Origin of the sequence: Snuella lapsa (genome assembly GCF_039539345.1) — a bacterium.
Classification (GTDB): Bacteria; Bacteroidota; Bacteroidia; order Flavobacteriales; family Flavobacteriaceae; genus Snuella; species Snuella lapsa.
Genome location: NZ_BAABCY010000007.1, coordinates 58,407 through 84,025 on the forward strand (window position 1 = coordinate 58,407; position 25,619 = coordinate 84,025).

A 25,619-nucleotide genomic window follows, 5' to 3' on the forward strand; every position below is an offset into this window, starting at 1 on the left:
ATCCGTTATAAATAATATTTTATTAACAAAATACTGAATATCAGCATCTTAAAATACAATATAGTGTATTTTTCAATCCCGATAGTTATCGGGAAAAAACACGTAAAATTTAAAACCATTTTGACATGAAAAAATCACTATTACTGACCGCCTTATTACTATTAGCTTCCAATACCATTTTTGCACAGATCGGAGGCATTGAAGATTCCGTTAATGATGTATCCGATACCATCAGGGCCATCTTTCCCATTATTTTAGGCGTTATCTTCCTAATAGGCTTCCTGTTTAATGCTGGGCATTTCTTTGGAGAAAATGCCGACCTCAAAAAAGGTATTACCCGAGTGCTCGTATTTGTGCTTATAGCCGGAGCAGTCGTAGGTATCTTTACTTACCTAATAGGCATCGTAGTCTAAACCGACCTGCCTGCCGGCAGGCAGGTAATCGGCATTTAACAAGTTATCTACAAAGACTGTGAAGAAATACCAAGTCTATAAAGATATCAGAAAGCGTGCAATGATAATGGGCTTGCCCATTTCATTGTTCGCTCTGCAAATGACTGCCGTCATCGGGTCGTTACTATTTATCATCTTTTCCTTTAACCTTTTGGTCATCATTTTGGTATTCCTCTTTAATGGAGGCCTTTATATTGCATTGACACAACTGACTAAGTATCCAGCCTTACTGCATTTTAAAAAAGTATTCCCAACAACCATCAGTAACAAAAAGGCCTGCATCGCAAGCATTTTGGCAAACCATGAGAACCCAAAAAAATATGAAGAAAATTAACCTATCCGCATACCATCCTATCTTAAACATCGAAAAGCATATCATATTTGCCAGTAACGGTAATGTGGTATTATGCTATAAAGTAGATTTACCAGAAATCTACTCGCTATCAGAAAAGGATTTTGAAGACATACAAGGTTCATGGTTCCAGGCATTTAAATCCCTGCCGACAAGTACCGTCATCCATAAACAGGACATTTATCAAAAAAAGAACTATACCGCGGATAAATTACCAAACAACACCTTTTTACAGAAAGCTACCCACAACCATTTTAAAGGCCGTGGCTGCCTTCAACACAACAGCTACCTGTTTTTTATCCTGCCATTGGATAAAGCCTTGAACGCCTCCAAGTTTACCAATCCGTTCCGCAAAGTAGAAAAGGGCATCCATAAACAAATGGATCATAACGTACAGGAGTTTATAGCGTCTGTAAATGATGCTGTTTCGTTCATTAATAATAGTAGGAAGGTATCCTTGAAACCTCTAAACGAAAATCATATACTAAATATATGCAATACATACTTTAATGGTTTTAATGAAGGCTTTACAACCGATATTCAACTAAAAGGAGACTCAATAGAAATCGGCAACAACCATTTTGATGTGCTGGCAGTAAACAGTGAACTGTGCTTCGGTGATGTAGTACAGAGCAGCAAGACCAACGACAAATTTACCTCAGACGATTTTACCTTCCACCAAGGCTTTATAGATGGGCTGGGCTTGAACCTGAACGAAAACCATATCATTAACCAAATCATTTATCTAGATGACAAGCACAAATGGCGAAAACTACTGGACAAGAAAATTGAAGAGCTTAATAAAAGCTCCAACTTCGGAACACAGAACAAGGTCATTCAAAAAAAGATTGAGTCTATTGTTGCTAAAATTAATGAAGACGACAGTTCAAGAATTATACGCGGGCATCTCAACATTGTGTTTTGGTCCCAAGAAGCCCAGCAGCTAAACCATATTGCTTCGAAGATTAAGACCGAGTTCAAGGAACTGGACATTATCCCTCATTACCCAAAAGGCGAGGAACGGAAACATTATTTTTTAAATTCCTACCCATGCTTTGCATCCAATTTTTCCAATGAAGATCTGTATGTCACCGATTTAAAACATGCCCTGTGCCTATATATCAACAATAGCAATTATAAGTCGGACGAACAAGGTATCATTTTCAATGACCGACAATATAACATTCCCGTATTAAAGGATGTTTGGGACGAACGTAAAAAACGAATCAAAGCACGGAACTTTGCCATTTTCGCCCCAACAGGAGAAGGAAAATCCTTTTTGGCCAACAACATATTACGGCAATATTTTGAGCAGCAGGTCCGACTGGTCATTATCGACTTGGGGGGTTCTTATTCCAAATTCGCCAAACTCTATCCCAATGACCATATCATTCTAAAATATGAACAAGGGAAAAATTTGGGCATCAATCCATTTTATATATCAAACAAAGAAGACCTGACACCGGAGCGGTTAGAAGATCTGGCCCTGTTCCTATTGGAACTAATGGCAGAGTCCAGAACCACCAAAGCGAAGGAAGTCGCTGTAAAAAAAGTACTGCGCTATTATTATAATAACGGCATCAATGCTGCTTCTTTGGAGTCACTATATCAGTTTGTAGATGATAAAAAAGACAGCCTTATCGAGACCCTTAACATTAGGGAAGAAGACTTTAGCGTCTATAACTTTCTGCATATCCTATCCGAATATGTCGATGACGGACTTTACAGTTTCCTGTTCAACGTCAGCGAAGACCAAACCTATAAAATGGAGGACAAACGCATGATTGTTTTTGAACTGGATGAAGTCAAGGACAATAAGGAAATACTATCGGTGATGCTAAAACTTATCAAATCGGCCATCCAACGCACGATATGGCGTAATCGAAGTGAACGGGGCATCATCCTGTTTGATGAGTTTGCCAAACAGTTGAAGTTTGACAATGTTCTGGAGAGCGTTGAATTCTATTATCAGGCCATTAGAAAACAGAATGGTGCCATTGGAATCATTCTACAGTCCATTAACCAATTGCCGAACAATTCTACATCGGCGAGTATTCTGGAGAACACACAGGTCATTTACAGCCTTAGAAATGAAAAGGGCTATGAAGAACTTCAAAAGCGATTGAACCTCTCCAGTCATGACCTGAACCAATTAAAATCCATTCGTAACAACCTCACTGGAGATAGAAAGTACACGGAGATGTTCATCAAGATAGGCAAGGAGAGCAATATTTTCCGTTTGGAAGTCCCAAGGGAAGTCTATGCAGCATACCTCACCGATGGCAACGAAAGCGAGGCCATAATGTCCATTTATAAAAGTACGGGTGATATGGAGCAAGCCATTAAAGAGTTCATTAACAAAAAAGAGTAACAATAATTATTAATAAAAAAAAACGAACATTATGAAACACAAAATCAAAATTTTAGTATTAGCACTAACCTTGGTCATTTTATTGCCTGCCCGTGCTACGGCCCAGGGGATGCCGGTTTACGACAATACCAATTTTATCAGTTTTACCAAATCCCTGATAGAATCCGCAAAACAGACCTCACAATTGTTGAAGACTGTGCAGTTCCTAAAGACGCAAAAGGAAAACATCGAAAAGGTCAACAATGTCATCAAACAGCTAAAGGCCGTACGGGAACTGGCAAGGAACAACCAAAAGCTGTTCAAAATTGTTCAGGATGATTTAAGGGAGATCCTCAATTCGCCCTATATCAAATCCGATGAAGTCCAACGGGTATCCGAATCGTTCAATTCAATTATTGAAAATTCTTTAGAGGGATTGGACTATATCGAACAGATACTGTCCAGTGATAATCTTAAAATGACAGATGCTGAACGGGCAGAAGTATTGAAGGATATGGAACTCAAGTCCAAAGAGATGGTAGCAGAGATAGAGGTCAAGACCAGACGTTATCGTGAGATCATTGCCTTTAGGGAAATGCAGGACAAAATCAACAATAGGGAAACCAATTACTAATGGCAGGCATTTTTTTGGGCATAGGATTGGAATATGTAGATGCGGTCTTTACCACTATCAAGAACAGTGATTTCTCCCAGTACACCATTACCGGGATGAAGACGCTGGCCATTCTGTTCTTTCTAATTAATATCCTGAAAAAGTACAATGAGGGCGTTGCCAATAATGAGGGCTATACCTGGGGACTGACACCAACTGAATTGGCCAAGAATTTTGCCGTGGTTATTTTGGTCATTTTCTCAACCCAGGTCTTGGGTGTTTTTGATGCCATTTTGGTAGCCATTGAGACCCAATACCGGGATACGGCTCCAGCGCTCCTCCCACTTCAGATGCAGGACATCGACCTGGAGCAGGATGTGGGCGCATTGGAAGCCGCCAAAAAAGCGATGGCCATGTTATACGAAGCTTTGGTAACGCCATTATATGGATTGAAGATGCTGGCCTTTATCGTTGGTATATTTTTATGGCTATTGGATCTGTTTATTTACCCCTTGTTTTTGGCAGAGCGCTATTTTCTGCTAGGTATTATGCAGGCCTTTTTCCCTTTGGTCATCAGTCTGGCGGTATTTGAAAAGTTCAGGACATTGGCATACAATTTTTTCAAGCTATATGCCGGGGTGTATATGTTGGTACCGGCTTTTTTTCTGGTCAACGTATTTGTAAACAATCTCTATACAGAAATCAATACCAACTTTTGGAACGACCTGTTCGGTACGGATTGGGGCAGTAATTTCTTTGCGCCATTACTGCAGTTTGCTTCCATTGGTTTTATCGTGCTGCTCAAGTTCAAGCTCTACCGAAAAGCTATATCCTTTACCCTGAGACTATTCTCGGGTGCTTAAATTAAACAAATCTAGTAAGGACTTAAAACCAAAAATCTATATGAAAACACCTTATAAAAATATTTACAGCGTATTGAAGCTGAACCGCTTTATTGTTTTGGCTGTGGTCATAGGAGCTGTGCTGACCTGTATAGTTTCTGTACTAATGGTCATAAAACTCCACAATGAAACGGTCAATAATGCCTTTGTGGTCAATACAGATGGGAGTGTGATTCCCTTAAAAATGGTAAAGCAACAGGAGAACCTAGAAGTAGAGATATTATCACATTTAGAACTGTTCCATACCTACTTCTACCATATTGATGCCAGCAATTATGAAAAGCATCTGGAAAAGGCATTATGGCTAGGGAACAGTTCTGTCGATGCACTTTACAGACAGAAAAAGGCGGATGGGGTCTATAACCGATTGTTACAATACTCTTTAGTCCAGAAAGTACTGAAGATTGAATCGAAAATCGATGTCCAGCACGAACCCTATCGTTTTGAGACTACCACCGTTTTTGAAATCAACCGAGGGACGGTGACCGATACCTATGAGCTCATGACAACAGGTAATCTTATAAAAGTAGATAGAAACTTTCCCAAGAACACCCATGGATTACTGATTACCAATTTTTTTGAAAGCACGTTACGAAAAATAGAAACTCAATAGCCTATTCCATAAGGCTATTTAAAATGAACAAAAAATGAAACTAGAGAAGAACAAAATTGTATTTGCATCAGTAATAATATGCATACTCCTTTTTATTGGTGGCTATGGCATTATGGTTATGGGGCCTGAAGACCTTCCAGAGATCGATAGCAATAAAATTCCCATTCCAGAATTGGAAGATGGACAAAAGGAATACCATTCTAAAATCGAGGCATTGGACAACTTGAAAGAAGAACGGGAAAAGACCGTGCCCTCACTTTACCCGGAGCATATGATTGACGACAAAGGGTATTTCAACCCAGATTATATGGAACTGGAAAAACAGCGTATCATTGACAGTGTTTACAGTAAAGGGCGGATTAGCTATTCGGAAAAGCGTTTTAGAAATCTGGATATTACGGAAGCACCAAGAAAACTTCAAAGCGATTCAGTTATAATAATGGATAAAAGGGAAGTTCAAGACATGGAACCCGAATTAACCACTAAAGAACTGTCATTAGAACATCAGCTGTTTTTTGCATCGAGTCCATTAGAAAATGAAAATGTTGTTTCACAACATACAGACCCGTTTATCTATGTTTGGGTAGATGGCACGCAAACAGTACGAAATAATTACCGCTTACAAATGCGCTTGACCAAAGAAGCAATAATAAACAATATAAAGGTTCCAAAAAACACACCTATTTATGGATTCGTAAGTTTTAAGCCGAATAGGACGATTGTAGAAATTGAAAATATCAATCACAAACCTGTTAAGTTAAAGGCTTTTGACCTTCAGGATAGCAGTGAAGGCATTTATATAGAGAACAGCTTCAGGGGCGAAGCAAGGCAGGAAGTGGTAGGGGATGTGGTGGACGACATCAATATTGTTGGTGTTCCACAGGTAAGCGGCATCAAAAAGATATTCCAACGAAATAACCGTACTGTAAAAGTTACCATAACCGACAATTATCAATTAATATTAAAACACATAAAATGAAATCAATTATAACTTTAATAATCTTAACCATCTGCCTTTCATTAAATGCACAACAAAAATTGGATACCATTTATGCTAATAATAAAAAGAATGTAGCCCTGTTTTTTCCTGAACCCATTCGTCAGGGTATTACTGGAACGGACAATTTTGTATTCACTTACAATCGGGAGAAAGAACAATATTTTGGGTTACTTCAAGCGACTCCAGGAACGGATAGCAATTTATTAGCCGTAACAAAAAATGGTCAGGTGTATTCCTATATTTTGAAATATAAAGAACAGCTTACTAAACTGAATTATTTTATAACTTCAAAAGCAAGCATTGGAAATGAGCAGCCCAAGAACATAAAAGAAAAATCTATTGTTCAGACAGAGAATGCATCTACAGACAGATCCGTTTATATTCAGAAATTTAGCGAATATTTGCTAAAGAGGAAGTATGAGTCTATTGCTACCAAAAGAAAAAAAGGTATAAAATTGCAATTAGAAAAAATGGTATATAATTCATCCGAAGTCTATTTAGTCCTGGAAATCAAAAACAACTCTGAAATTGATTTTGAGGTGGATTACCTTAAAGTTTATAGAGCCAATGGGAATAATAAACGTAAGGCTTCGTTTCAAAGATTGGAACAGGAAATAATTTACCAGCATAAAATGGCCAATCAAATTAAGACTGAAGAAAATAAACGGTTTGTTTATGTGCTTCCAAAATTTGTGTTGGGGGATAATGAAAGGTTAATTATTGAGTTGAAAGAGTTGAAAGGAAATAGAAAGGTTCTTCTTAAAACTTAAATAACTTCATCCAAATTTTCTTTAAGCGAAAGCTTATTTTTAAGGGTTTTCATATCATCACTTACTTTTCTGTCCAATATTTTTGCATAATGCTGGGTCGTCTTCAATGATTTATGGCCCAGCATTTTGCTTACAGATTCAATGGGAACGCCATTGGTCAATGTTACGGTTGTAGCAAAGGTATGCCTTGCCAAATGGAAAGTCAGATTTTTAGGTATTTTGCATAAATCTGCAATTTCCTTTAGGTATGCGTTCATTTTTTGGTTGCTAAGAATCGGCAGAATTTTATCGCTGTCTATAATATCGGAATGTTCGCTGTATTTTTTTAGGATAGCATCAGCTATAGGCAATATAGGGATATTGCTTCTTGTATCTGTTTTGGTTCTTTTGGTCTTAATCCAGCGTTCCCCATCAATACCAATAACAATGTCATTTTTTGACAGCTTTTGGACATCAGCATAGGCTAGGCCGGTAAAACAGCTGAAAATAAAGATGTCTTTGACTAAATCTAATCTGGGTGTGTGGAGTTCCTTTTCAACTATATTTTGTATTTCATCCTCGGTCAAAAATTCCCTGTCCACTACCCTTAATTTCGCCTTCCAATGAAGAAAAGGATCTTTGTCTATCCAATCATTTGCATATGCGATACGAATAATCTTTTTAAAATTAGTTATGTATTTAATTGCGGTATTATGGCTGCAACTTCTTTCCGTTTTTAAATAGTATTCGAATCCAGTAATAAATTTATGGTCAATATCCTTAACTAAAATATCTTGAGCCCTATATTCTTTTAAGATATATTCAGCTACATGTTTTTTAGCGGTACGATACCTTTCAGCTGTTCCTAATGCAAAATCACTTCCAATAAGTTTGTTTACTTTTTTATTATGATCTTCGAAGATTTCAAGTAACATTTTCTTATTAGAATCTTTACCTAAATATGAATCCCTTAGAGATACTGCTGTAATAGGTTTTCCATTAGATATATATTGTTGTTCAATAGAGTATATCTTATTTTTAATGGTAGTTATATATCTATTGATATCCTGAGATTCTTTAGAATTCCCCTTAGCTAAATTACTATCAGCATTCCAAAAGTTTACTAATATTTTTCTACGAATGCTTAATTCCGCTCGCTGACCATTTACCGTTATTCTTAAATAAATATTTGCTCTTCCAGTACGATCAGCTTTGCTTTTTTTTATAAAGAAGAGTAAGGAAAATGTATTTTTCATGGATTTTGCTTGTTTTTTGTTTGAATTTACAAAAAAAATAACAAAGGAGTCTGTTCGTAAGTGGTTAATATTCAAATAATTAAAAATTAATCGGTGTCAGTTGGAGAAGGGTGGAAGTGACACCGAATTAGTCCCTTTTTATTTGTGTTTTTATGCCATTATTTGGTATTAAATAAAATTAAAAAAGCCCATAAACATAGTGTTTATGGGCTTTTGGTGGAATTTAGTTAATTCCTAGCGGAGAAAGAGGGATTCGAACCCCCGGAGGTGTGACCCTCAACAGTTTTCAAGACTGCCGCATTCGACCACTCTGCCATTTCTCCTTGAGTGCCTCATCAGCTATTTGCTGAATGCGGGTGCAAATATAGAATCCTTTTTTAATTCTTTCAAGTAAAATTCAATTTTTTTGAAAATATTTTTTTCTTTATAGCATAGGATTTATCTATTAAAATAGTTTATACGTTCAGCTTTAGTGAGTTATTTAAACAGACTCTAAACTTATTCTAAAAAGTTTGATTTGCATATACCAGAAACTTGGCGCTTTACGTTTTTAGAATCAGAAAAAACTTTATTTTATAATGTATAATGCTAGAAACCGAACTTCAAAATCTTACTTTTGCATAAATATATCAGTACTAATGGATACGATAAAATATTTGGAATGGCGTTACGCCACTAAAAAGTTTGATGCCACTAAAAAGTTGTCTGATGCTAAGTTGAATGTTTTAAAGCAGGCCTTTAACTTAACAGCAACTTCCTTTGGTTTGCAAACTATCAAACTCGTTATAGTTGAAAATAAGGAAAAAAGAGAATCATTGGTGCAATATTCCTATAATCAAAAACAGGTTTTGGATGCGTCCCATTTGCTAGTTATTTGCATTCAGAATGACATTATTGAAGCAGATGTTAATGACTATTATAAGAATATAAAAGCAATACGTGATACTTCAGAAACGATATTGGAGCCTTACAAGAAAGCACTTATTAAAACGGTTAGCAAGATGTCTGTGGAAGAACGCCAGCAGTGGTCAAAAAATCAAGCCTATATAGCTTTGGGGAATTTGATGACGGTGTGTGCTGTAGAAGGTATTGATTCTTGTCCTATGGAAGGTTTTATTTCCGATAGTTATGACGATATGCTTAAGCTAGGTGAAAAAGGTTTAAAATCGGTTTTATTGTTACCTGTTGGCTATCGTGCCAGTGATGATATGTTTGCAGACTTTGAAAAAGTAAGAAAGTCGTTAAAAGAAACCATTATAGAATTATAAATATTTAGAAAACTAATAGAATATGCCCGGATTTGAACTATTTGGTAGCGCAGAACGTAAAGAAATACACGATGTTTTAGATACAGGCGTGTTAATGCGCTATGGCTTTGATGGTATGCGCAAAGGCCATTGGAAAGCTAAGGAATTGGAAAGTGAGTTAAGCAGTGCTTTGCAATCAGATTATGTGCAACTGGTGTCTAGCGGAACGGCAGCTGTATCTGTCGCTTTAGCTACTGCCGGGGTTGGGGCTGGAGATGAGGTTATTATGCCAACCTTTACATTTGTTGCGAGTTTTGAAGCTATTATGATGTTGGGAGCAATTCCTGTTTTGGTAGATATTGACGATACACTGGCTTTAAGTCCAAAGGCTGTAGAGAAAGCTATTACCGAAAAAACCAAGGCGATTATGGTTGTACAAATGTGTGGCAGTATGGGGGATATGGAGGCTTTGAAAGATATTAGTAAGCGACACAATTTAGTTTTGGTTGAAGATGCTTGCCAGGCTATAGGAGGGACTTATAAGGGAAAACCTTTGGGTAGTATTGGCGATTTGGGATGTTTTTCTTTTGATTTTGTTAAAACCATTACCTGCGGTGAAGGTGGAGCGGTTATTACCAATGATAAAGCCTATTACACGCATGCAGATCATTACAGCGATCATGGGCATGATCATATTGGGGCTGATAGAGGAGCTGAAACCCATCCGTTTTTAGGGTATAATTTTAGAATTTCGGAACTGCACGCAGCAGTTGGATTGGCACAGGTAAAACGCTTACCCGAATTTTTATCAATTCAGAAGACTAATTACGATATTTTGAGAGCTGCACTTTCAGAAATTCCTGAAGTTACTTTTAGAGCAGTCCCCAATGGCGGAGTGGAAAGTTATGCGTTTTTAAGTTTCTTTTTGCCCAATTTGGAGCTAGCACGTAAAGCATCAAGTGCCTTAAAAGAAGCTGGTGTGGATGGTTGTTTTCATTATTATGATAACAATTGGCATTATGTGCGTAAATGGGACCATTTAAAGGAATTAAAATCTTTATTCCCAATAGCTGCCGAAGTTAAGGCTGGTCTAGAGTATCTTAAGACCAAAACGTTTGCTAAGTCCGATCATTATATCGGTAGAAACATTTCTTGCCTGATAAAACTATCATGGACAGAAGCAGAGGTTAAAGAAAGGGCAGAAGCTATGGTTAAAGCTATAAAAGATATTTTAATAGTTGCTTAGCTTAATAATTGACATATTCAATAATTTCCAGCCCATAACCTATTAAACCTACACGTTTGGTTTGCTCGGTATTTGAGATTAAACGCAGCTTGTGAATGTTTAGGTCATGAAGAATTTGAGCCCCAATACCAAAATCCCGATTATCCATATTTATTCGTGGTGCTTTAGCGATTTTATGTGGCTGCTGATTGCTCCTTAAAAAGGATAGGCGCTTTAATAGGTTCATAGACTGTGACTCCTGATTAATGAATATAATGGCACCGCTGCCTTCATCGTCAATTACCTTAAACATGTCATCTAATTGCTTGTCGGCATTATTGGTTAAGGTACCCAGAATGTCATTATTAACCAGCGTAGAGTTTATTCTGGTGAGTACAGGTTCGTCGTCTTTCCACTGTCCTTTTGTTAAGGCTATGTGTACCTGGTTATTGGTGGTTTGCTGGTATGCTCTTAATCTAAAGCTACCAAAACGGGTTTCAATTTGAAAATCTTCTTTTTTCTCAATCAAAGAATCGTGTTGCATTCTATAGGCTACCAAATCTTCGATGGAAACAAGTTTAATGTCTAGTTTTTTTGCTACTTCAATGAGTTGAGGTAAGCGCGCCATGGTACCGTCGTCATTCATAATCTCAACGATCACACCAGCAGGGGTTAAGCCAGCTAATCTTGCAAAATCTATAGCGGCTTCGGTATGTCCGGTACGTCTTAATACGCCCCCTTCTTTAGCAACCAAAGGAAAAATATGACCAGGACGGGCTAATTCAAAGGGTTTGGTAGATGGATCGGTAAGCGCTTTAATGGTCTTTGCCCTATCACTGGCAGAAATCCCAGTGGTTACCCCATTACCTCTTAGGTCTACCGATACCGTAAATGCCGTTTCCATGGGGTCGGTATTGTTTCTAACCATCATGTTAAGCTCTAAGTCCTTACATCTGTTTTCTGTAAGAGGAGCACATATAAGTCCTCTACCGTGTTTGGCCATAAAGTTTATCATTTGAGGGGTTACCTTATCGGCAGCCGCTACAAAGTCACCTTCATTTTCCCTATTAGCGTCGTCTACAACTATAATTACCTTTCCGTTTCTAATATCATCTATTGCGTCGTGAATGGTATCTAATTTAAAATTAGCAGTGTTATTGTTTGTCGTCATGGTATCTGTAATCATGGTGCAAAGATATTCTTATTTTAAAGAATCTAAACAATTAAATTTTAAGTCTTCCTTTATTTTAGAATTTAAAAAGGGATGACTAATCATATATAAAGGAAATCCTATTATTAATAGGGCTAGATTAGGCCGTTTTCTTTTTTTGCTTAGATGCGTATAAAAAGAAGATATGTTTAATAGTGATTTTACATAATAAATTATAAACAATAAAAGGGAAACAAAACTAAGTTGGATTGATGCTGTAGCTAATGAAGGTAGCTTATTATTTCTAAATACAAAAAATAGAACGAGTAGAACAACACCAACGCCATATAATACTATGGAAAACTTAGCATGATCTTTATAGTTTTTAACGGTTGTTTCTGAAGTGAGATAATCTTTGTTAAGAGGAAGTCCGTTTGCAATCAATTCTTTGGTTGAAATGCTTCGGTTATTTAAAATTTTAATAGCTTCGAAACGACAATTTTCTTCATGACCAAGTGTCTCATAATTTTTAATGACATCAATTAATTGGTCATTGGTATGAGAATTCAAGAATTTATAATCAACACTATTCTTTTCTTTTATATTTAAAACCTTTTTTAAAGGTTCTATAATACTATCTATATCAAATAAACCTTTATCGGCCGTAGCACGCTTGGTTAAAAATATACCTAAGGGGAGCATAACAAGTGTGGAAAACCAACTGGCCAATACGGGGTTGAAACTACCATTTTTAGCACTATTAGTGGCAAAAATACCTATGAAATGATAGGTTAAAAAAAGTAAAATAGCTATAACCATTGGTAAACCAATGCCTCCTTTTCTAATTAATGCACCAAGAGGAGCGCCAACAAAAAACAGGATGATACAAGCAAAGCCTAGTGCTAATTTTTCGTGAAATGCTATTATGTGTCTGTTAAAAGATACTTTAGCTAATTTTGAGGTGTTTTTTTTGGTCGTAATAAGTTGTTGTGTAGATACAACCGATTTTTGAGCTACGTCTACAATTTGCGTTTTTGTTTTTGTGTCGAAAAGCTCTAAAATTTCGCCGGTATAAATGGAGTCGTTTTTTTGTTCTGCGGCTGTTTTTTTTACCTCTTTTGCTACTGGAGCGCGTTTAGGTTTTACTTTATAAACATTAGACCGCTTGTATAAATTAGATACAAGTGTCTCATGGTTCTCATATTGCTTTGTTATAAGTGAATCGATGGTGTAGTCCAGATCTTTTATGTTTAACATATTGTATCTGTCGTCGTATGATTTCTCTTCAAGGTCTACTTTGTTGAATTCCGTCAGGTCAATATTAAAATCATACTTTTTGAAAGACGCTTTAGCAAATGGGTGCTTTTTTCTTTCCGATGTATTCTTTTTGGGGATGTCTTCATAGTAAAAGCCATCAAACAGTATTAGCTTAACCACATTAGACTTCTCTTCTCCAACAAGTTCACCTGTTTTAGATGTTATGGTAGCAGCGTTGATTCTGCCATTTGCATCCTTTTTGTGTATAATAACGTCTTCTAGGAATTGCCCCCTGTCTCCACTCTTTTTTCTTACTTTAATGTTATAGTTGTCCCCTATATTGGTAAACTGCCCTTCGGCTATGGCCATACCCGGCTTTAGTTTTGCAATGTTTCTTCGGAGGTTATACGAATTGTATTCGGCCCAAGGTATGACGTTATTGGAAAAGAAAAAAGTTGTAATACCCAATATTATTATAAAAACGCTTAAGCCAGACATAGCCCGTTGTAGTGAAATGCCCGTAGATTTCATTGCTGCAAACTCATAGTTTTCGGCAAAGCTACCAAAGACCATAATCGAGGATAGCAGGATAGTGAGAGGTAGTACTAGAGGAATTAACTTGGGGGTAAAATAGATTAAAAACTTTGCAACAACAATTATGTCCAAATCTTTTCCAGCAAGTTCTTTTATGTAAAGCCAAATGGTTTGTAAAATAAAAATCATTATGAGTATAATAAATACACTCATAAAGGTTCTTAGGTATGTGGTTAATATGTACCGATCTAGTATTTTCACAGGTTCTTAATCTTACTAATTATTTGTTCAACAAATTAATTATAAAATTGAGAACGTGAATAATCACTGCGTTCTCGAATTGGATGTTCTAAAAAAAGATAATAATCTTTATAAACTATAATGTGCTTCAATGTCAAATTAATCGAGTTTATTGATATAGTAATCTTTGTATTTATCGGCGTCAAAGTTAAATAGGCTTTTCGATATTGGCTCATTTGTTTTAAAAGAATTGACCGTAAGTGTAGTTTTTGTACCGTTTTTACCTATTTGTATTAAGTTGTATATGTGTTTTGTTTGTACATCTACACCTAAAAGAATATGTTTTATTTCAGAATTTGAATCAATTGGCGTTAATTTTACATATTGTATTTTTCTGCCTTTAACATTTTGTTCAATATCTAAATTGTAGGTGTAGCCATCTTCATAAAAAGATAGCATTTTACTGGGTGTAATACTGTCCTCTTCGTTGTCACTTTCTGAAGAAATGGTTACTTCTTCGTCTTCTGGGCTGATATTGTATAAGGTTTGTCCATTAAAAAGTCTAGTGATACCAAGAATGTTTAATTTGTATTTGTCGCCTTGTAAGATGACGTCACCACGAGTCTCTTGTTTAATATTTTCTGAAGTATTCTCCAGTATATACTTGAAGTCTATGGCTATGTTATCATAGCTTTTTACTTTATCAGAAACTTCGTTTAAAAGGGCTTTGCCCTTGTTTTGGGAAAAAGCAGTAAAGGTTAATGTGAAAAATAATATAGTAATAAAGGTTCTCATTGTTTTCTTCAATTATATTTCGTTTTCTAAAAGCTGTTCTAGAGCAGCTAAATCTGTTACTAAAACCTGACGGGCTTTACTACCTTCAAAGGGGCCTACAATCCCAGCGGCTTCTAATTGGTCTATTAATCGCCCGGCTCGATTATATCCTAATTTTAGCTTACGCTGTAATAAGGAAGCAGAGCCCTGTTGGGCTGTTACAATTACAACGGCGGCCTCTTTAAATAGCTTGTCCCTATCTGAGATTTCTACATCAAGACTTGTGCCATTTTCTTCTCCAACGTACTCTGGTAATAGATAAGCATCGGGATATGCTTTTTGGGAGCCAATATAGTCTGTAATCTTTTCAACTTCTGGGGTATCCACAAAAGCACATTGTACACGAATAACGTCATTGCCTTGGGTGAACAGCATATCACCACGACCTATTAACTGGTCAGCACCAGAGCCATCCAAAATGGTTCTGGAATCTATTTTTGAAGTTACACGAAAAGCAATACGTGCCGGGAAGTTGGCCTTGATAATACCCGTAATAACATTCACCGATGGACGCTGCGTGGCAATGATTAAATGGATGCCGATAGCACGTGCCAATTGGGCTAAACGCGCAATAGGTGTTTCTACTTCTTTTCCAGCGGTCATAATCAAATCGGCAAATTCATCAACTACCAAAACAATGTAAGGTAAAAACTGATGGCCATCATTAGGATTTAGTTTTCGAGCCTTGAATTTCGCGTTGTATTCGGCTATGTTTCGACACATAGCATTTTTAAGCAGCTCATAGCGATTATCCATTTCGATACAAAGCGAATTCAATGTGTTGATAACCTTGGTGTTATCTGTTATGATAGCATCTTCACTATCTGGTAATTTAGCTAAGTAATGGCGTTCAATTTTGTTGAATAAAGTGAGTTCTACTTTTTTGGGATCTACTAAAATGAACTTTACTTCAGCCGGGTGCTTTTTGTACAAAAGTGATGTTAATACCGCATTCAATCCAACCGATTTCCCCTGTCCTGTGGCACCTGCCATAAGCAAGTGGGGCATTTTGGCGAGATCGACAACAAAAGTTTCGTTGCTAATGGTTTTTCCCAAAGCTATGGGTAATTGCATTTCGGAATTTTGAAACTTTTTAGAAGCTATTACCGAGCGCATGGAAACAATGGTCGAATTTTTATTGGGCACTTCAATACCAATAGTGCCTTTACCAGGAATAGGAGCAATAATACGTATGCCTAATGCGGCAAGTGATAAGGCAATATCATCTTCTAAATTTTTAATTTTTGATATGCGAATCCCTGCATCAGGAACAATTTCGTAAAGTGTAACCGTTGGGCCAATGGTTGCTTTTATGCTTGCAATACCAATTTTATAATTGTTAAGGGTCTCTACAATTTTGTTTTTGTTCTCCTCTAGTTCTTCTTGATTAATAGTAATACCTTCGGTATCGTATTTCTTTAGAAGCTCAAGTGGTGGGAATTGGTATTTGGCGAGTTCTAAAGTGGGATCGAATAAGCCAAAATCTTCAACTAGTTTATTGGAAAGGTTATCTGTTTCGGAAAGTTCTTCTGCAACTTGCTCTACTTCTATTTTCAGTTCAGATGTATCACCATCGATAGCTTCTTCTTCTTTTTGGGAAACATTAACCTCAAATGTTGTTGGTTCTTGTTTGGAAGTTTCTTTAACAATTGGATCATCATTATCTAAAGGGATTTCGAATGCAGATTTAATAGCTTCAGCTTCTTCGGTTAGGTTGTTGTCGAACGCTACGGTAAGGTCTTCTTCTATGTCCGACAGTTCATTTTTAATGTTCTTTCTCGCAGATGAAAATAAGTTTGTAATACTTTGAAATGTTACTTTAAAGCGTATTGCTAGGTAACTTATCAAAGCAAATAATAATAGGAGTGAGGTTCCAATTTTTCCTATATAGTCTTGTAAGAATACATTAATTTCAAAACCTACCGAGCCACTAAGCGTACCGTTGATATTGCCAAAGAAACCAAAAAAGACAGATAGCCATAGCATTACTAAAAGACCCCAAAACCAATGTTTTCTTAATTTGGCTTTATTGCTGTTAGTGAGTACAAATATGCCTGTTAGGGCTGTTAGGCCAGAAAGTATAAATGCAGCGATACCAAAACCCTGTTGTATAAAAAAATAGCTTAACCAGGCACCACTTTTACTAAGCCAATTTTTGGCTTTTACACCTCTGGAGGTAAATTCGTTTAGGGTACTTTGGTCAGCATTGCCAGTAAACAAATGGGATATAAATGCTATACATAAAAGTAAGCCAAAAAGTACTAAAAAGCTCCCAACAACTAACTTTTGCTGGTTGGATAGCTTAAAACTTGGGATTCTTAATTTTTTTCTAGGTGTTTTTTTAGCCTTGGTCTTTTGTTTTGCCATTAATGCCTTTTAGTTTAAACAAAAATACAAATTACAAACGTTTATCCTAAGTGAAATAGTATTTTAAAAAATCTTGGGAATATAGATTATCAAGCCAATTATAATAGCAAAAAGCGCTGCTATAAAAACCGCTCCGGCAGCTATATCTTTTATAAAACCTATTTTGTTATGATGTTCGGGATGGATAAAATTTGCAATCTCCTCTATGGCCGTATTGATGCCTTCTACGCTCATAACAAGTCCTATAGCCAAGAGTTGAACAATCCATTCGTTAGCAGAAATATGATAAAAGAACCCTGCAGCAGTAACTAAAATTGCAATTGTAAATTGAATTTTAATACTGGCTTCGGTTTTTACAAGTAGAAAGGCTCCTTTAAAGGCATACCCGATACTTTTTAAGCGGTTGACAAAAAAGGAGTCTTTTTTTGACATCTATTTGTAATGAATTATTTTAATGCGTTTAAAGCAGATTCGTAGTCGGGTTCTGTAACAACATCGTAAACTTGTTCGGTGTGTAATACCTTGCTGTTTTCGTCCAATACGATAATGCATCTGGACAATAAACCTCTAATGGGGCCGTCAACATATTCCAAATTGTAGTTTTTTCCAAAATTACCGTTTCTAAAATCAGAGAGTACTTCTAAATTATCTATGCCCTCAGCTTCACAAAATCTGCCATTGGCAAAAGGAAGGTCTTTAGATACGCATAAAATTTTAGTGTTTTCCAGTTTACTGGCTTCTTCATTGAACTTTCTGACAGAATTAGCACACGTGCCCGTATCTAAGCTATGGAAAATGTTTAAGATAACTTTAGATCCTTTATAGTCATTTAACGTTACGTCGGATAAATCTGTTTTTGTTAATTCAAAATCGGGAGCTATCGAACCTACCTCGGGAAGTGCTCCTATTGTATTTATTGGGTTGCCTTTTAATGATACTGTTGCCATAATATTAAATTGTTTTAAAAATTTAAAAATAGGAATATTTAATCTTTTAAAGCCGTTTCTTATTTAAAAAAATACACAAATAAAAAACGCTTTGCTTAATTATTCAAGCAAAGCGTTTTTATTATTTGTTTAAAGTTGTAAAAGATGTCTTAGGAGTCAATAGAACCAAGTACCCGTTTCATAAAGCCGTTTAATGCTTCTTTTTTGGGAGTACCCTCTTTTATTGATTTATGAACCTCTATAGCTCCATACATATTAGAAATAAGTTCGCCAATAACATCTAGTTCTTCGTCTTTAAGAGATGGTGCCTCGGTTAAATTTTCGAGGGTTTCGATGGCTTCTATTACAAAGTCCTCATCGTTATCTTCTATAAACTGAGTGAGATGCTTAATTACTGGTAACTTCATTTACTAATTCTTTTAAAACTTCGAACTTATTGGTTTGAACCTGATTAACAAAAGCCCCATTTTTAAAAGTGGCAAATGTTGGCAAATTATCAACTCTTGCTAACTTTCTTGATTCAGGAAATTTTTCAGCATCAGCGATGATAAAAGTCGTGTCTTCATTCTCGGAAGCCAATTTTTTGAATTTAGGCTTCATTATCCTGCAATTCCCACACCAAGTTGCTGCATATTGAACAACTACAGTACCATTGCTCTTTACAATATCTTGCAGGTTGTCTTGCGATAATTCTTGCATGTTCTATAATTTTTAGTGAGATGCCAAGTAGTTTGCTACACCGTCTCTGTTAGCATTCATAGCGTCTTTACCTTCTTCCCAGTTAGCTGGACATACCTCTCCTTTTTCTTGAACGTGGGTTAAGGCGTCAATAAGACGTAAAAACTCTTGAACATTTCTACCTAACGGCATGTTGTTAATGCTTTCGTGCTGTACAAGACCATCTTCGTCTATTAGGTAAGTTGCTCTGTACGTTACATTGTCACCTTCTACTTGAACAGTGCCAGTTGCTTCATCGTAGGTTTCGTTTGTGATATCCAAAATACCTAGGACACTGGAAAGGTTTCTATTGCTATCAGCCAAAAGCGGGTAGGTTACACCTTCAATTCCTCCATTATCTTTAGACGTGTTTAACCAAGCAAAGTGAACTTCTGGAGTATCGCATGATGCTCCAATTACGATGGTGTTGCGTTTTTCAAATTCAGCTAAAGCAGCTTGAAAAGCATGTAATTCTGTTGGACAAACAAAAGTGAAATCTTTAGGATACCAGAAAAGTAAAACTTTTTTCTTGTTGTTAACTGCTTCTTCTAGAACGTTCACTTTAAAAGTGTCGCCCATTTCGTTCATTGCGTCAACGTTTAAATCTGGAAATTTTTTTCCTACTAATGCCATGTGTTTTTATATTTAATTGTTATTAATTTTCGACACCGCAAATATAAAACACAAAGAAAGTTTTTAATACTATTTAAATTTTAATTTCTTATCGATATATAGAAATAAACTATATAGAATACTTAGAAGTATAATTATTAGTTATTTAGAGGTTAGCTGTTTAATTTTTATTGAAAAAGCAGCAAATAATAAAGTCATAAATGGGCTCAACCAATTAAATATTGCAAAGACGAAATAATCGGCAACAGGAACTCCCAATACACCAGATTGGTAAGCACCGCAAGTATTCCAAGGGACGAGTACACTGGTTACGGTACCGGAATCTTCTAGGGTTCTACTTAGGTTTTCGGGAGCTAAACCGCGATCCTCATATGCTTTTTTAAACATTTTACCGGGAACGACAATTGCCAAATATTGATCGGATGCTGTAACGTTTAAGGTAAGGCAACTAGCCACTGTACTTGTAAATAGTCCAAAGGTCGTGGTTGCCAGATTTAACAATGCCTGACTTATTCTGGAAAGGGCTCCGATGGCATCCATAACGCCACCAAAAACCATAGCACAAATAATTAACCAAATGGTGCCAAGCATACCGCTCATGCCTTTTCCAGATGCCGAAAACAAATCTTTCAAGGTTTCGTTTTCTGTTGCGATGCTAGTCTTTACAGTAATTGCATCCATAATGCCTTTGTAAGCAGACCTAAAGGTGAGGCTATCTGCTTCTGCTATTTGCATGATAACTTGAGGTTGAAAGATAACAGCAAATAGGCCGCCCAGTAAAGTACCTATTAAGAGGGCTATTAGAGGCGATGTCTTTTTTACTATAAGCACGATTACTATTATTGGAACTAAGAATAGCCAAGGTGTAACATTAAAGGCTTTATTAATGTCATTTAGTAACTGGGATGTGTCTGCTACGCCAGTAGTGTCTTGAGCAAATCCTAAAAGAATAAATACAATTAAAGTTACGCTTATAGTAGGTATGGTAGTCAATGCCATGTATTTAATATGTGAAAAGAGTTCGCCTCCAGCCATGGCCGGAGCTAAATTTGTGGTGTCACTTAAAGGAGACATTTTATCTCCAAAGTAAGCACCAGATAAGATGGCGCCAGCTGTCATGCCAAGTGATACGCCCAAAGCTTCCCCAATACCTATTAAGGCTATTCCAACAGTAGCTGAGGTTGTCCAGCTACTTCCAGTAGCGACGGATATAATAGCACAAATAACAACACAGGCTCCCAAGAATATGGTAGGGTTTAAAATTTGTAAGCCATAATATATCATAGAGGGGATAACGCCACTGATAAGCCAAGTACCTGCCAGAGCTCCTACCATTAATAAGATTAAAAGGGCACCGGTTGTTGATTTAACGTTTTCGGCTACTTCATCAATCATTTGGGTAAATGATACTTTGTTATAAATACCAACAACAGCAGCTACTGCTGCACCAAGGAGCAATATAAATTGATTACTTCCGCTTAGGGCATCATCTCCATAAACAAAAACATTGTAGGCTAACATGCCTACTAGGGCAATTACGGGAATTAGTGCTTCCCATATATTTAATTCTTTATTTTCAATAATGTTTTCGTCTTGTGGTTGCTTAGGAGTAATGTCTTGGCTATTCATAAATGAAAGAGTCGTTAAATGATTTAATCATGTAATGTTACGATTTTGATTATTAATGTGCAAATACCATGACTTGTGTACATTTGTATTTTATATTAATTGAGATTATGGATTCTTTAACCCAGATTGTACTTGGTGCTGCTTGTGGCGAAGCCGTTTTAGGAAAAAAAATAGGTAATAAAGCATTATTGTTTGGCGCCATAGGGGGGACTGTTCCAGATTTGGATGTGTATGTGGGCAACTTGTTGTATGGTAATGCTATTGACGCTATGCTTTTTCATAGGGGCTTTATGCATTCTGTTTTGTTTTCTGTTGTAGGAGCTTTCGGCTTTGGATGGTTAGCTCATAAGTTTTATAATTCGGGAAGGCGTTTAAATACAACAACGCAAAAAGATTGGATATGGATGTGCTTTCTGGCTCTATTTACGCATATTGTATTAGATTGTTTTACTCCTTATGGAACACAAATGTTTGTGCCTTTTTCCGAATCCAGAATAGCTTTTAATAATATTGCGGTGGTAGATCCTGTTTACACTTTACCGTTTTTGGTGTGTACGATTGTTTTAATGTTTTTTAAAAGAAACAGTAATAGGCGAGGTGTTTGGTTAAAGTTGGGTGTTGGAATAAGTACAGTGTATATGGTATTGACACTTTGCAATAAGTTGTACGTAAATTTTATTTTTAAGCAATCGCTAATTGAAAACAATATACCTTTTTCAAGATACAGCACGCAACCAGCTATATTTAATAATGTATTGTGGTATGGTATAGCCGAAACGGATACAACTTATGCCATGGCAAATTATTCGTTGTTGGATACTAAAAATCGTTTTTTGGATTTTAAATATTTACCCAAACAACGTGCCATTCAAGTTGCAAGATATAAGGATTTAAAGCGTTTAGTTAAGTTTAGTAATGGGTATTATAGCATCTATAAAGTAGGTGAAAAAACATATCAATATAATGATTATCGTTATCCCTTATTAGATAGCAACGACCCAAATTCTTCTGTATTTAGTTTACAGCTTTTTGAGGAAAACAACCGATTCAATATGAAACCTTTTGAGCCTAAATTTGATAACTTTAAAGTTATTATGCTAAAATTGTGGCAACGTATAAAAGGGATTTAGATGTTAGGAAACTATATTAAGAACTTCCATACACTGGTACATCATTTGGAAGGTACGTTCAATATCGGCATCCAGCCCTATAGAAAAGCGTATTAATCCGTCACTAAGTCCCATTGATTGTTGTTCTTCAAGCGGAATTTCGGATGATGTTGAGGTGCCTGGTGCACTAAACAAAGTTTTATAAAAACCAAGACTTACAGCCAGATAGCCCAAGTTTTTGTCCTGCATCATTTCCATGAGTTCATTTGCTTTTTCCAAAGATCCAACATCAATTGTTAGCATGCCCCCAAAGCCATATTGTGCATTCATCATACGTTTAAATAGTTCATGTGAAGGGTGTGACTTTAGACCTGGATAGACTGTTTTTAAACCCTTAGTTTCAAATTTTTCGGCAAGATACATAGCATTTTTACTGTGCTGTTGCATTCTTATGTGTAAGGTTCTAAGGTTTTTTAAGATGGAAGCAGCTCTTAAGCTATCCATAGTTGGTCCGAGGAGCATAGATGCACCATCATTAACATTTCGTAAGGTGTCAATAAACTCTTGAGAACCACAAACAACCCCTCCAACGGTATCGCTTGAACCATTAATGAATTTGGTTAAACTATGTATTACAATATCGGCTCCAAGGATTGCTGGTGATATGGATAAGGGGGAAAACGTGTTGTCTACAACGAGTTTTAAGTTATGCTTTTTAGCAATAAAGGATAAACCTTTTATGTCTGCAACTTCTAATAGCGGATTGCTTACAGATTCACAATACAGAATCTTAGTATCTTTAGTAATAGCCCGTTCAACAGCTTCCAGCTTTGTAATATCAACAAAAGACGTTTTGATGTTAAATTTTGGCGTAAAGTTTTTCAAAAATGCATAGGTACCCCCGTAAATCGTTCTACTCGAAACGATATGGTCACCAGCATTGCATAATTGCAAAATAACAGGTGTAATAGCTCCCATTCCAGAAGCAGATACATTAGCTGTTTCGGTGCCTTCCATGGCGGCTAAAGCTTCGCCTAGATATAGATTGGAAGGTGATGAGTGACGGGAGTATAGATAACAGCCGTCTGCATTGCCTTCAAAAGTATCGAACATTGTTTTGGCAGAGAGAAAGGTATAGGTCGAAGAATCTGAAATCGATGGATTGACTCCCCCGAATTCTCCAAAGTATTGTAAGTCCTGTATATTATTTGCGGGTTTAAAAGTCATTGTGGTAAAGTTTATTTTATAGCAAAATTAATTTTAAGTAAATAAAAAATCAATGATATATTTGTTTGTGTGAATATAAATCTATTTAATTTAATTTTTTTAGATATATTTATTGTTTGTAAAAGAAACAAGTGGGTTTTTAAGAAAATAAATCAATTATGGTATTTGATGAAACAGATAAAAGATTATTGGCTTTATTACAGCAAGATTGTAAACAAACCAATAAAGAGCTTTCTAATAAATTAAATTTGTCGGTTACAGCTGTATACGAGCGGATAAAGAAACTTGAAAAGGGTGGTGTTATAAGTAATTATGTTGCTTTAATTAATAAAGAAACCATCGATAAGTCTTTTATGGCATTTTGTCATATTAAGCTGATACAACATAGTAAAGATTTTGTTATGCGTTTTGAAAAGGAGGTGTCTACTATTGATGAGGTACTGGAGTGTTATCATATTAGTGGGGATTACGACTATTTGTTGAAGGTGATTGTAAAAGATATGGCATCGTTTCGTGAATTTATGGTTAAAAAACTAACGACGATTAACCATATTGGTAGTACCCATAGTATGTTTGTAATTAATGAAGTGAAGCATACTACAGCAATTACTGTGTGAATATGAATGGTGTAAGTTATAAAGGATTAGAGTTTTTTACCTTATTTGTTTTACTACCAGTAAGCTTTACGGTACAATATCCTATATGGATTAAAATGTTGCTTGGCATTATAGGGTTTGTTTATGTTGTATACGTGTTATTAAAGGTTGAAAACCTAAAGTTTAAAATAAATCCGACACTTCGTTGGAGACTGTTTTGGAAACTAGTATTAGTTAAGCTGTTGCTAATAGTTGTGCTTACAAGTAGTTTTGTTTGGTTTACCAATAGGGGAAAACTTTTTCAGGTATTGTTGGAAAACCCGCTTCTTTGGTTGTTTTTTGTATTTGTTTATAGTGTGTTTTCAGTATATCCCCAAGAGTTGGTGTATAGAACGTTTTATTTCCAACGGTATAAAGTTTTGCTTAAGAACGAATCCTTATTTGTGTTTTTAAATGCTGTCGTATTTGCCTTAGGACATCTGTTTTTTAAAAATAATTTAGTGATTGTATTGACTTTTTTAGGAGGTCTATTGTTTGCTATAACTTTTAACAAAACAAAATCGACGTTGCTGGTTTCTATAGAGCATGCCATTTACGGTAGTTGGTTGTTTACTGTGGGGATGGGGAGTATGTTGGGGTTTCCTGTTTGATCAAGAGCTATTTAGAGGAAATCTTAAAGGATGTTTAATTTTAGGAGTAGAAAATTTCGTTTATAAGCAAGCGTCCCATAGTGCGTCTTTTGGCAAAGGAGCTGTAATAGCAATTGGTTCTTTCTTTACTGGATGCATAAAGGTAATTTGTCTAGCATGCAGGTGGATGCTTGCATCGGTATTGCTTCTGTCGAAACCATATTTAAGATCTCCCTTAATAGGGCATCCAATGCTTGAAAGCTGGGACCGTATTTGGTGGTGTCTACCAGTTTCCAAATTTATTTCCAATAAAAAATAGTTGTTAAGCTGTTTTGTAAGTTTGTAATGTAGTATAGCTTTTTTACTGTTGTTGACTTCTTTTTCAAAAGCCATAGACTTATTGTTTTTTGGATTTTTTCTTAACCAATGCGTGAGTGTGCCATACTCTTTTTTTGGTGTGTTCTTTACGATAGCCCAATAGGTTTTTTTTGCTTCTTTGTCGGCAAATAGTTTGTTGAGTCTTGGTAAAGCCTTGCTTGTTTTAGCAAATACGACAATGCCGGTAGTGGGTCTGTCCAATCTATGTACGACTCCTAAATATACATTCCCTGCTTTGTTGTACTTTTCCTTTAAAAATTCTTTAACAATGTCACTCAGTGGTTTGTCCCCGGTTTTGTCGCCTTGTACAATATCACCAGCACGTTTATTTACTACGATAATATGGTTGTCTTCGTAAAGAACCTGTAAGTTTGATTTGTTGGATACAACTTTAGACGTATTAGACATTTTAGAACTGTTAGATTTTTAGATGGGTTAGAGGTATAGATCAATTAGTATGGTTAGATTTTTAGATGGGTTAGGAAACTGGTTTTATGTTAGTGTTTTAGCGTTGATTTAAATTTTGAAATCATCTTTATCATTATTGAATATCCGTTTTTCGTCATAATCCTGTGATATTAGCAATAACCAACCTATCGAAGAGTTTGTCCTC

At 36.1% G+C, this 25,619-nt stretch carries 26 protein-coding genes and 1 tRNA gene; 13 read left to right on the top strand and 14 right to left on the bottom strand.

The window, feature by feature from the left end:
• Positions 1-125 precede the first annotated feature (125 nt).
• Genes ABD792_RS01040 through ABD792_RS01075 form a run of 8 tightly spaced genes read left to right on the top strand, consistent with a single transcriptional unit; the run spans position 126 to position 7,052 of the window.
• On the top strand, positions 126-413 hold the full coding sequence (locus tag ABD792_RS01040) for a hypothetical protein (RefSeq protein WP_345003849.1): 288 nt from the start codon (positions 126-128) through the stop codon (positions 411-413).
• A gap of 58 nt (positions 414-471) precedes the next feature.
• Positions 472-786, top strand: coding sequence for a hypothetical protein (locus ABD792_RS01045; RefSeq protein WP_345003851.1), 315 nt, complete (start codon positions 472-474; stop codon positions 784-786).
• A complete protein-coding gene (locus ABD792_RS01050) occupies positions 773-3,175 on the top strand; it encodes a TraG family conjugative transposon ATPase (RefSeq protein ID WP_345003852.1) in 2,403 nt (800 codons plus the stop codon). The genes ABD792_RS01045 and ABD792_RS01050 overlap by 14 nt, the downstream gene beginning before the upstream one ends.
• A gap of 31 nt (positions 3,176-3,206) precedes the next feature.
• A complete protein-coding gene (locus ABD792_RS01055) occupies positions 3,207-3,788 on the top strand; it encodes a TrbJ/VirB5 family protein (RefSeq protein WP_345003853.1) in 582 nt (193 codons plus the stop codon).
• A complete protein-coding gene (locus ABD792_RS01060; protein WP_345003854.1) occupies positions 3,788-4,630 on the top strand; it encodes a hypothetical protein in 843 nt (280 codons plus the stop codon). The genes ABD792_RS01055 and ABD792_RS01060 overlap by 1 nt, the downstream gene beginning before the upstream one ends.
• A gap of 40 nt (positions 4,631-4,670) precedes the next feature.
• Positions 4,671-5,282 carry a conjugal transfer protein TraK gene (locus ABD792_RS01065; RefSeq protein ID WP_345003855.1) on the top strand — a complete coding sequence of 204 codons (612 nt, stop codon included), beginning with the start codon at positions 4,671-4,673 and terminating at the stop codon, positions 5,280-5,282.
• A 34-nt stretch (positions 5,283-5,316) separates the two neighbouring features.
• A complete protein-coding gene (traM, locus tag ABD792_RS01070; RefSeq protein WP_345003856.1) occupies positions 5,317-6,261 on the top strand; it encodes a conjugative transposon protein TraM in 945 nt (314 codons plus the stop codon).
• Positions 6,258-7,052, top strand: coding sequence for a DUF4138 domain-containing protein (locus ABD792_RS01075; RefSeq protein ID WP_345003857.1), 795 nt, complete (start codon positions 6,258-6,260; stop codon positions 7,050-7,052). The genes traM and ABD792_RS01075 overlap by 4 nt, the downstream gene beginning before the upstream one ends.
• Here ABD792_RS01075 and ABD792_RS01080 read toward each other — a convergent pair.
• Both ABD792_RS01080 and ABD792_RS01085 read right to left on the bottom strand, forming a co-directional pair.
• The gene (locus ABD792_RS01080; protein ID WP_345003858.1) at positions 7,049-8,287 is read right to left on the bottom strand and encodes a site-specific integrase; all 1,239 of its coding nucleotides are present in this window, start codon (positions 8,285-8,287) and stop codon (positions 7,049-7,051) included. The two genes, ABD792_RS01075 and ABD792_RS01080, sit on opposite strands and share 4 nt — an antisense overlap.
• 238 nt (positions 8,288-8,525) lie before the next feature.
• Positions 8,526-8,610 (bottom strand) — tRNA-Ser (locus tag ABD792_RS01085).
• 315 nt (positions 8,611-8,925) lie between these two features.
• Here ABD792_RS01085 and ABD792_RS01090 point away from each other — a divergent pair.
• On the top strand, positions 8,926-9,555 hold the full coding sequence (locus tag ABD792_RS01090) for an NAD(P)H-dependent oxidoreductase (RefSeq protein WP_345003859.1): 630 nt from the start codon (positions 8,926-8,928) through the stop codon (positions 9,553-9,555).
• A 22-nt stretch (positions 9,556-9,577) separates the two neighbouring features.
• On the top strand, positions 9,578-10,780 hold the full coding sequence (locus ABD792_RS01095; RefSeq protein WP_345003860.1) for a DegT/DnrJ/EryC1/StrS family aminotransferase: 1,203 nt from the start codon (positions 9,578-9,580) through the stop codon (positions 10,778-10,780).
• Between the two features lies 1 nt (position 10,781).
• On the opposite strand, the gene ribB is transcribed toward ABD792_RS01095, so the two are convergent.
• The 10 genes from ribB to nhaC all read right to left on the bottom strand — a co-directional run bounded on the left by ribB (position 10,782) and on the right by nhaC (position 21,067).
• Positions 10,782-11,945 (bottom strand): 3,4-dihydroxy-2-butanone-4-phosphate synthase, encoded by a 1,164-nt coding sequence (gene ribB / locus ABD792_RS01100; protein ID WP_345003861.1) that lies wholly within the window; start codon positions 11,943-11,945, stop codon positions 10,782-10,784.
• Between the two features lie 15 nt (positions 11,946-11,960).
• Positions 11,961-13,961: an LptF/LptG family permease gene (locus ABD792_RS01105; RefSeq protein WP_345003862.1), complete on the bottom strand. Its 2,001-nt coding sequence runs from the start codon at positions 13,959-13,961 to the stop codon at positions 11,961-11,963.
• A 138-nt stretch (positions 13,962-14,099) separates the two neighbouring features.
• Positions 14,100-14,735: an outer membrane lipoprotein periplasmic chaperone LolA1 gene (gene lolA1, locus ABD792_RS01110; RefSeq protein ID WP_345003863.1), complete on the bottom strand. Its 636-nt coding sequence runs from the start codon at positions 14,733-14,735 to the stop codon at positions 14,100-14,102.
• A gap of 12 nt (positions 14,736-14,747) precedes the next feature.
• Positions 14,748-17,141: an FtsK/SpoIIIE family DNA translocase gene (locus tag ABD792_RS01115; protein WP_345003864.1), complete on the bottom strand. Its 2,394-nt coding sequence runs from the start codon at positions 17,139-17,141 to the stop codon at positions 14,748-14,750.
• 63 nt (positions 17,142-17,204) lie between these two features.
• On the bottom strand, positions 17,205-17,573 hold the full coding sequence (locus ABD792_RS01120) for a diacylglycerol kinase family protein (protein ID WP_345003865.1): 369 nt from the start codon (positions 17,571-17,573) through the stop codon (positions 17,205-17,207).
• A gap of 14 nt (positions 17,574-17,587) precedes the next feature.
• On the bottom strand, positions 17,588-18,088 hold the full coding sequence (gene tpx / locus ABD792_RS01125) for a thiol peroxidase (protein ID WP_345003866.1): 501 nt from the start codon (positions 18,086-18,088) through the stop codon (positions 17,588-17,590).
• A 149-nt stretch (positions 18,089-18,237) separates the two neighbouring features.
• On the bottom strand, positions 18,238-18,495 hold the full coding sequence (locus ABD792_RS01130; protein WP_345003867.1) for a DUF6952 family protein: 258 nt from the start codon (positions 18,493-18,495) through the stop codon (positions 18,238-18,240).
• On the bottom strand, positions 18,476-18,787 hold the full coding sequence (locus ABD792_RS01135; protein ID WP_345003868.1) for a thioredoxin family protein: 312 nt from the start codon (positions 18,785-18,787) through the stop codon (positions 18,476-18,478). Before ABD792_RS01135 ends, ABD792_RS01130 begins: the two co-directional genes overlap by 20 nt.
• A gap of 12 nt (positions 18,788-18,799) precedes the next feature.
• A complete protein-coding gene (locus ABD792_RS01140) occupies positions 18,800-19,438 on the bottom strand; it encodes a peroxiredoxin (protein WP_345003869.1) in 639 nt (212 codons plus the stop codon).
• 141 nt (positions 19,439-19,579) lie between these two features.
• Positions 19,580-21,067, bottom strand: a complete 1,488-nt coding sequence (gene nhaC, locus ABD792_RS01145) for a Na+/H+ antiporter NhaC (protein WP_345003870.1) — start codon at positions 21,065-21,067, stop codon at positions 19,580-19,582.
• Between the two features lie 107 nt (positions 21,068-21,174).
• On the opposite strand from nhaC, the gene ABD792_RS01150 reads away from it, so the two are divergent.
• Positions 21,175-22,197, top strand: coding sequence for a metal-dependent hydrolase (locus tag ABD792_RS01150; protein ID WP_345003871.1), 1,023 nt, complete (start codon positions 21,175-21,177; stop codon positions 22,195-22,197).
• Positions 22,198-22,200: 3 nt separating this feature from the next.
• Here ABD792_RS01150 and ABD792_RS01155 read toward each other — a convergent pair whose 3' ends face one another.
• Positions 22,201-23,403, bottom strand: coding sequence for an aminotransferase class V-fold PLP-dependent enzyme (locus ABD792_RS01155; RefSeq protein ID WP_345003872.1), 1,203 nt, complete (start codon positions 23,401-23,403; stop codon positions 22,201-22,203).
• 158 nt (positions 23,404-23,561) lie between these two features.
• Between ABD792_RS01155 and ABD792_RS01160 the strand changes: the two genes are divergently transcribed.
• Together ABD792_RS01160 and ABD792_RS01165 are read left to right on the top strand one after the other, a co-directional pair.
• Entirely contained in the window at positions 23,562-24,020 is a 459-nt protein-coding gene (locus ABD792_RS01160; protein ID WP_345003873.1) for an Lrp/AsnC family transcriptional regulator, read from the top strand.
• Positions 24,021-24,022: 2 nt separating this feature from the next.
• The gene (locus tag ABD792_RS01165) at positions 24,023-24,649 is read left to right on the top strand and encodes a CPBP family intramembrane glutamic endopeptidase (RefSeq protein ID WP_345003874.1); all 627 of its coding nucleotides are present in this window, start codon (positions 24,023-24,025) and stop codon (positions 24,647-24,649) included.
• A gap of 60 nt (positions 24,650-24,709) precedes the next feature.
• Here ABD792_RS01165 and ABD792_RS01170 read toward each other — a convergent pair whose 3' ends face one another.
• Entirely contained in the window at positions 24,710-25,414 is a 705-nt protein-coding gene (locus tag ABD792_RS01170; RefSeq protein WP_345003875.1) for an RluA family pseudouridine synthase, read from the bottom strand.
• Positions 25,415-25,619 lie beyond the last annotated feature (205 nt).

Excerpts from the sequence above, each read along its gene's own strand:
- ABD792_RS01040 (WP_345003849.1), top strand. The coding sequence starts at position 126 with ATGAAAAAATCACTATTACTGACCGCCTTATTACTATTAGCTTCCAAT.
- ABD792_RS01050 (WP_345003852.1), top strand. The coding sequence starts at position 773 with ATGAAGAAAATTAACCTATCCGCATACCATCCTATCTTAAACATCGAA.
- ABD792_RS01055 (WP_345003853.1), top strand. The coding sequence starts at position 3,207 with ATGAAACACAAAATCAAAATTTTAGTATTAGCACTAACCTTGGTCATT.
- ABD792_RS01060 (WP_345003854.1), top strand. The coding sequence starts at position 3,788 with ATGGCAGGCATTTTTTTGGGCATAGGATTGGAATATGTAGATGCGGTC.
- ABD792_RS01065 (WP_345003855.1), top strand. The coding sequence starts at position 4,671 with ATGAAAACACCTTATAAAAATATTTACAGCGTATTGAAGCTGAACCGC.
- traM (WP_345003856.1), top strand. The coding sequence starts at position 5,317 with ATGAAACTAGAGAAGAACAAAATTGTATTTGCATCAGTAATAATATGC.
- ABD792_RS01075 (WP_345003857.1), top strand. The coding sequence starts at position 6,258 with ATGAAATCAATTATAACTTTAATAATCTTAACCATCTGCCTTTCATTA.
- ABD792_RS01080 (WP_345003858.1), bottom strand. The coding sequence starts at position 8,287 with ATGAAAAATACATTTTCCTTACTCTTCTTTATAAAAAAAAGCAAAGCT.
- ABD792_RS01090 (WP_345003859.1), top strand. The coding sequence starts at position 8,926 with ATGGATACGATAAAATATTTGGAATGGCGTTACGCCACTAAAAAGTTT.
- ABD792_RS01095 (WP_345003860.1), top strand. The coding sequence starts at position 9,578 with ATGCCCGGATTTGAACTATTTGGTAGCGCAGAACGTAAAGAAATACAC.
- ribB (WP_345003861.1), bottom strand. The coding sequence starts at position 11,945 with ATGATTACAGATACCATGACGACAAACAATAACACTGCTAATTTTAAA.
- lolA1 (WP_345003863.1), bottom strand. The coding sequence starts at position 14,735 with ATGAGAACCTTTATTACTATATTATTTTTCACATTAACCTTTACTGCT.
- ABD792_RS01115 (WP_345003864.1), bottom strand. The coding sequence starts at position 17,141 with ATGGCAAAACAAAAGACCAAGGCTAAAAAAACACCTAGAAAAAAATTA.
- ABD792_RS01120 (WP_345003865.1), bottom strand. The coding sequence starts at position 17,573 with ATGTCAAAAAAAGACTCCTTTTTTGTCAACCGCTTAAAAAGTATCGGG.
- tpx (WP_345003866.1), bottom strand. The coding sequence starts at position 18,088 with ATGGCAACAGTATCATTAAAAGGCAACCCAATAAATACAATAGGAGCA.
- ABD792_RS01130 (WP_345003867.1), bottom strand. The coding sequence starts at position 18,495 with ATGAAGTTACCAGTAATTAAGCATCTCACTCAGTTTATAGAAGATAAC.
- ABD792_RS01135 (WP_345003868.1), bottom strand. The coding sequence starts at position 18,787 with ATGCAAGAATTATCGCAAGACAACCTGCAAGATATTGTAAAGAGCAAT.
- ABD792_RS01140 (WP_345003869.1), bottom strand. The coding sequence starts at position 19,438 with ATGGCATTAGTAGGAAAAAAATTTCCAGATTTAAACGTTGACGCAATG.
- nhaC (WP_345003870.1), bottom strand. The coding sequence starts at position 21,067 with ATGAATAGCCAAGACATTACTCCTAAGCAACCACAAGACGAAAACATT.
- ABD792_RS01150 (WP_345003871.1), top strand. The coding sequence starts at position 21,175 with ATGGATTCTTTAACCCAGATTGTACTTGGTGCTGCTTGTGGCGAAGCC.
- ABD792_RS01155 (WP_345003872.1), bottom strand. The coding sequence starts at position 23,403 with ATGACTTTTAAACCCGCAAATAATATACAGGACTTACAATACTTTGGA.
- ABD792_RS01160 (WP_345003873.1), top strand. The coding sequence starts at position 23,562 with ATGGTATTTGATGAAACAGATAAAAGATTATTGGCTTTATTACAGCAA.
- ABD792_RS01165 (WP_345003874.1), top strand. The coding sequence starts at position 24,023 with ATGAATGGTGTAAGTTATAAAGGATTAGAGTTTTTTACCTTATTTGTT.
- ABD792_RS01170 (WP_345003875.1), bottom strand. The coding sequence starts at position 25,414 with ATGTCTAATACGTCTAAAGTTGTATCCAACAAATCAAACTTACAGGTT.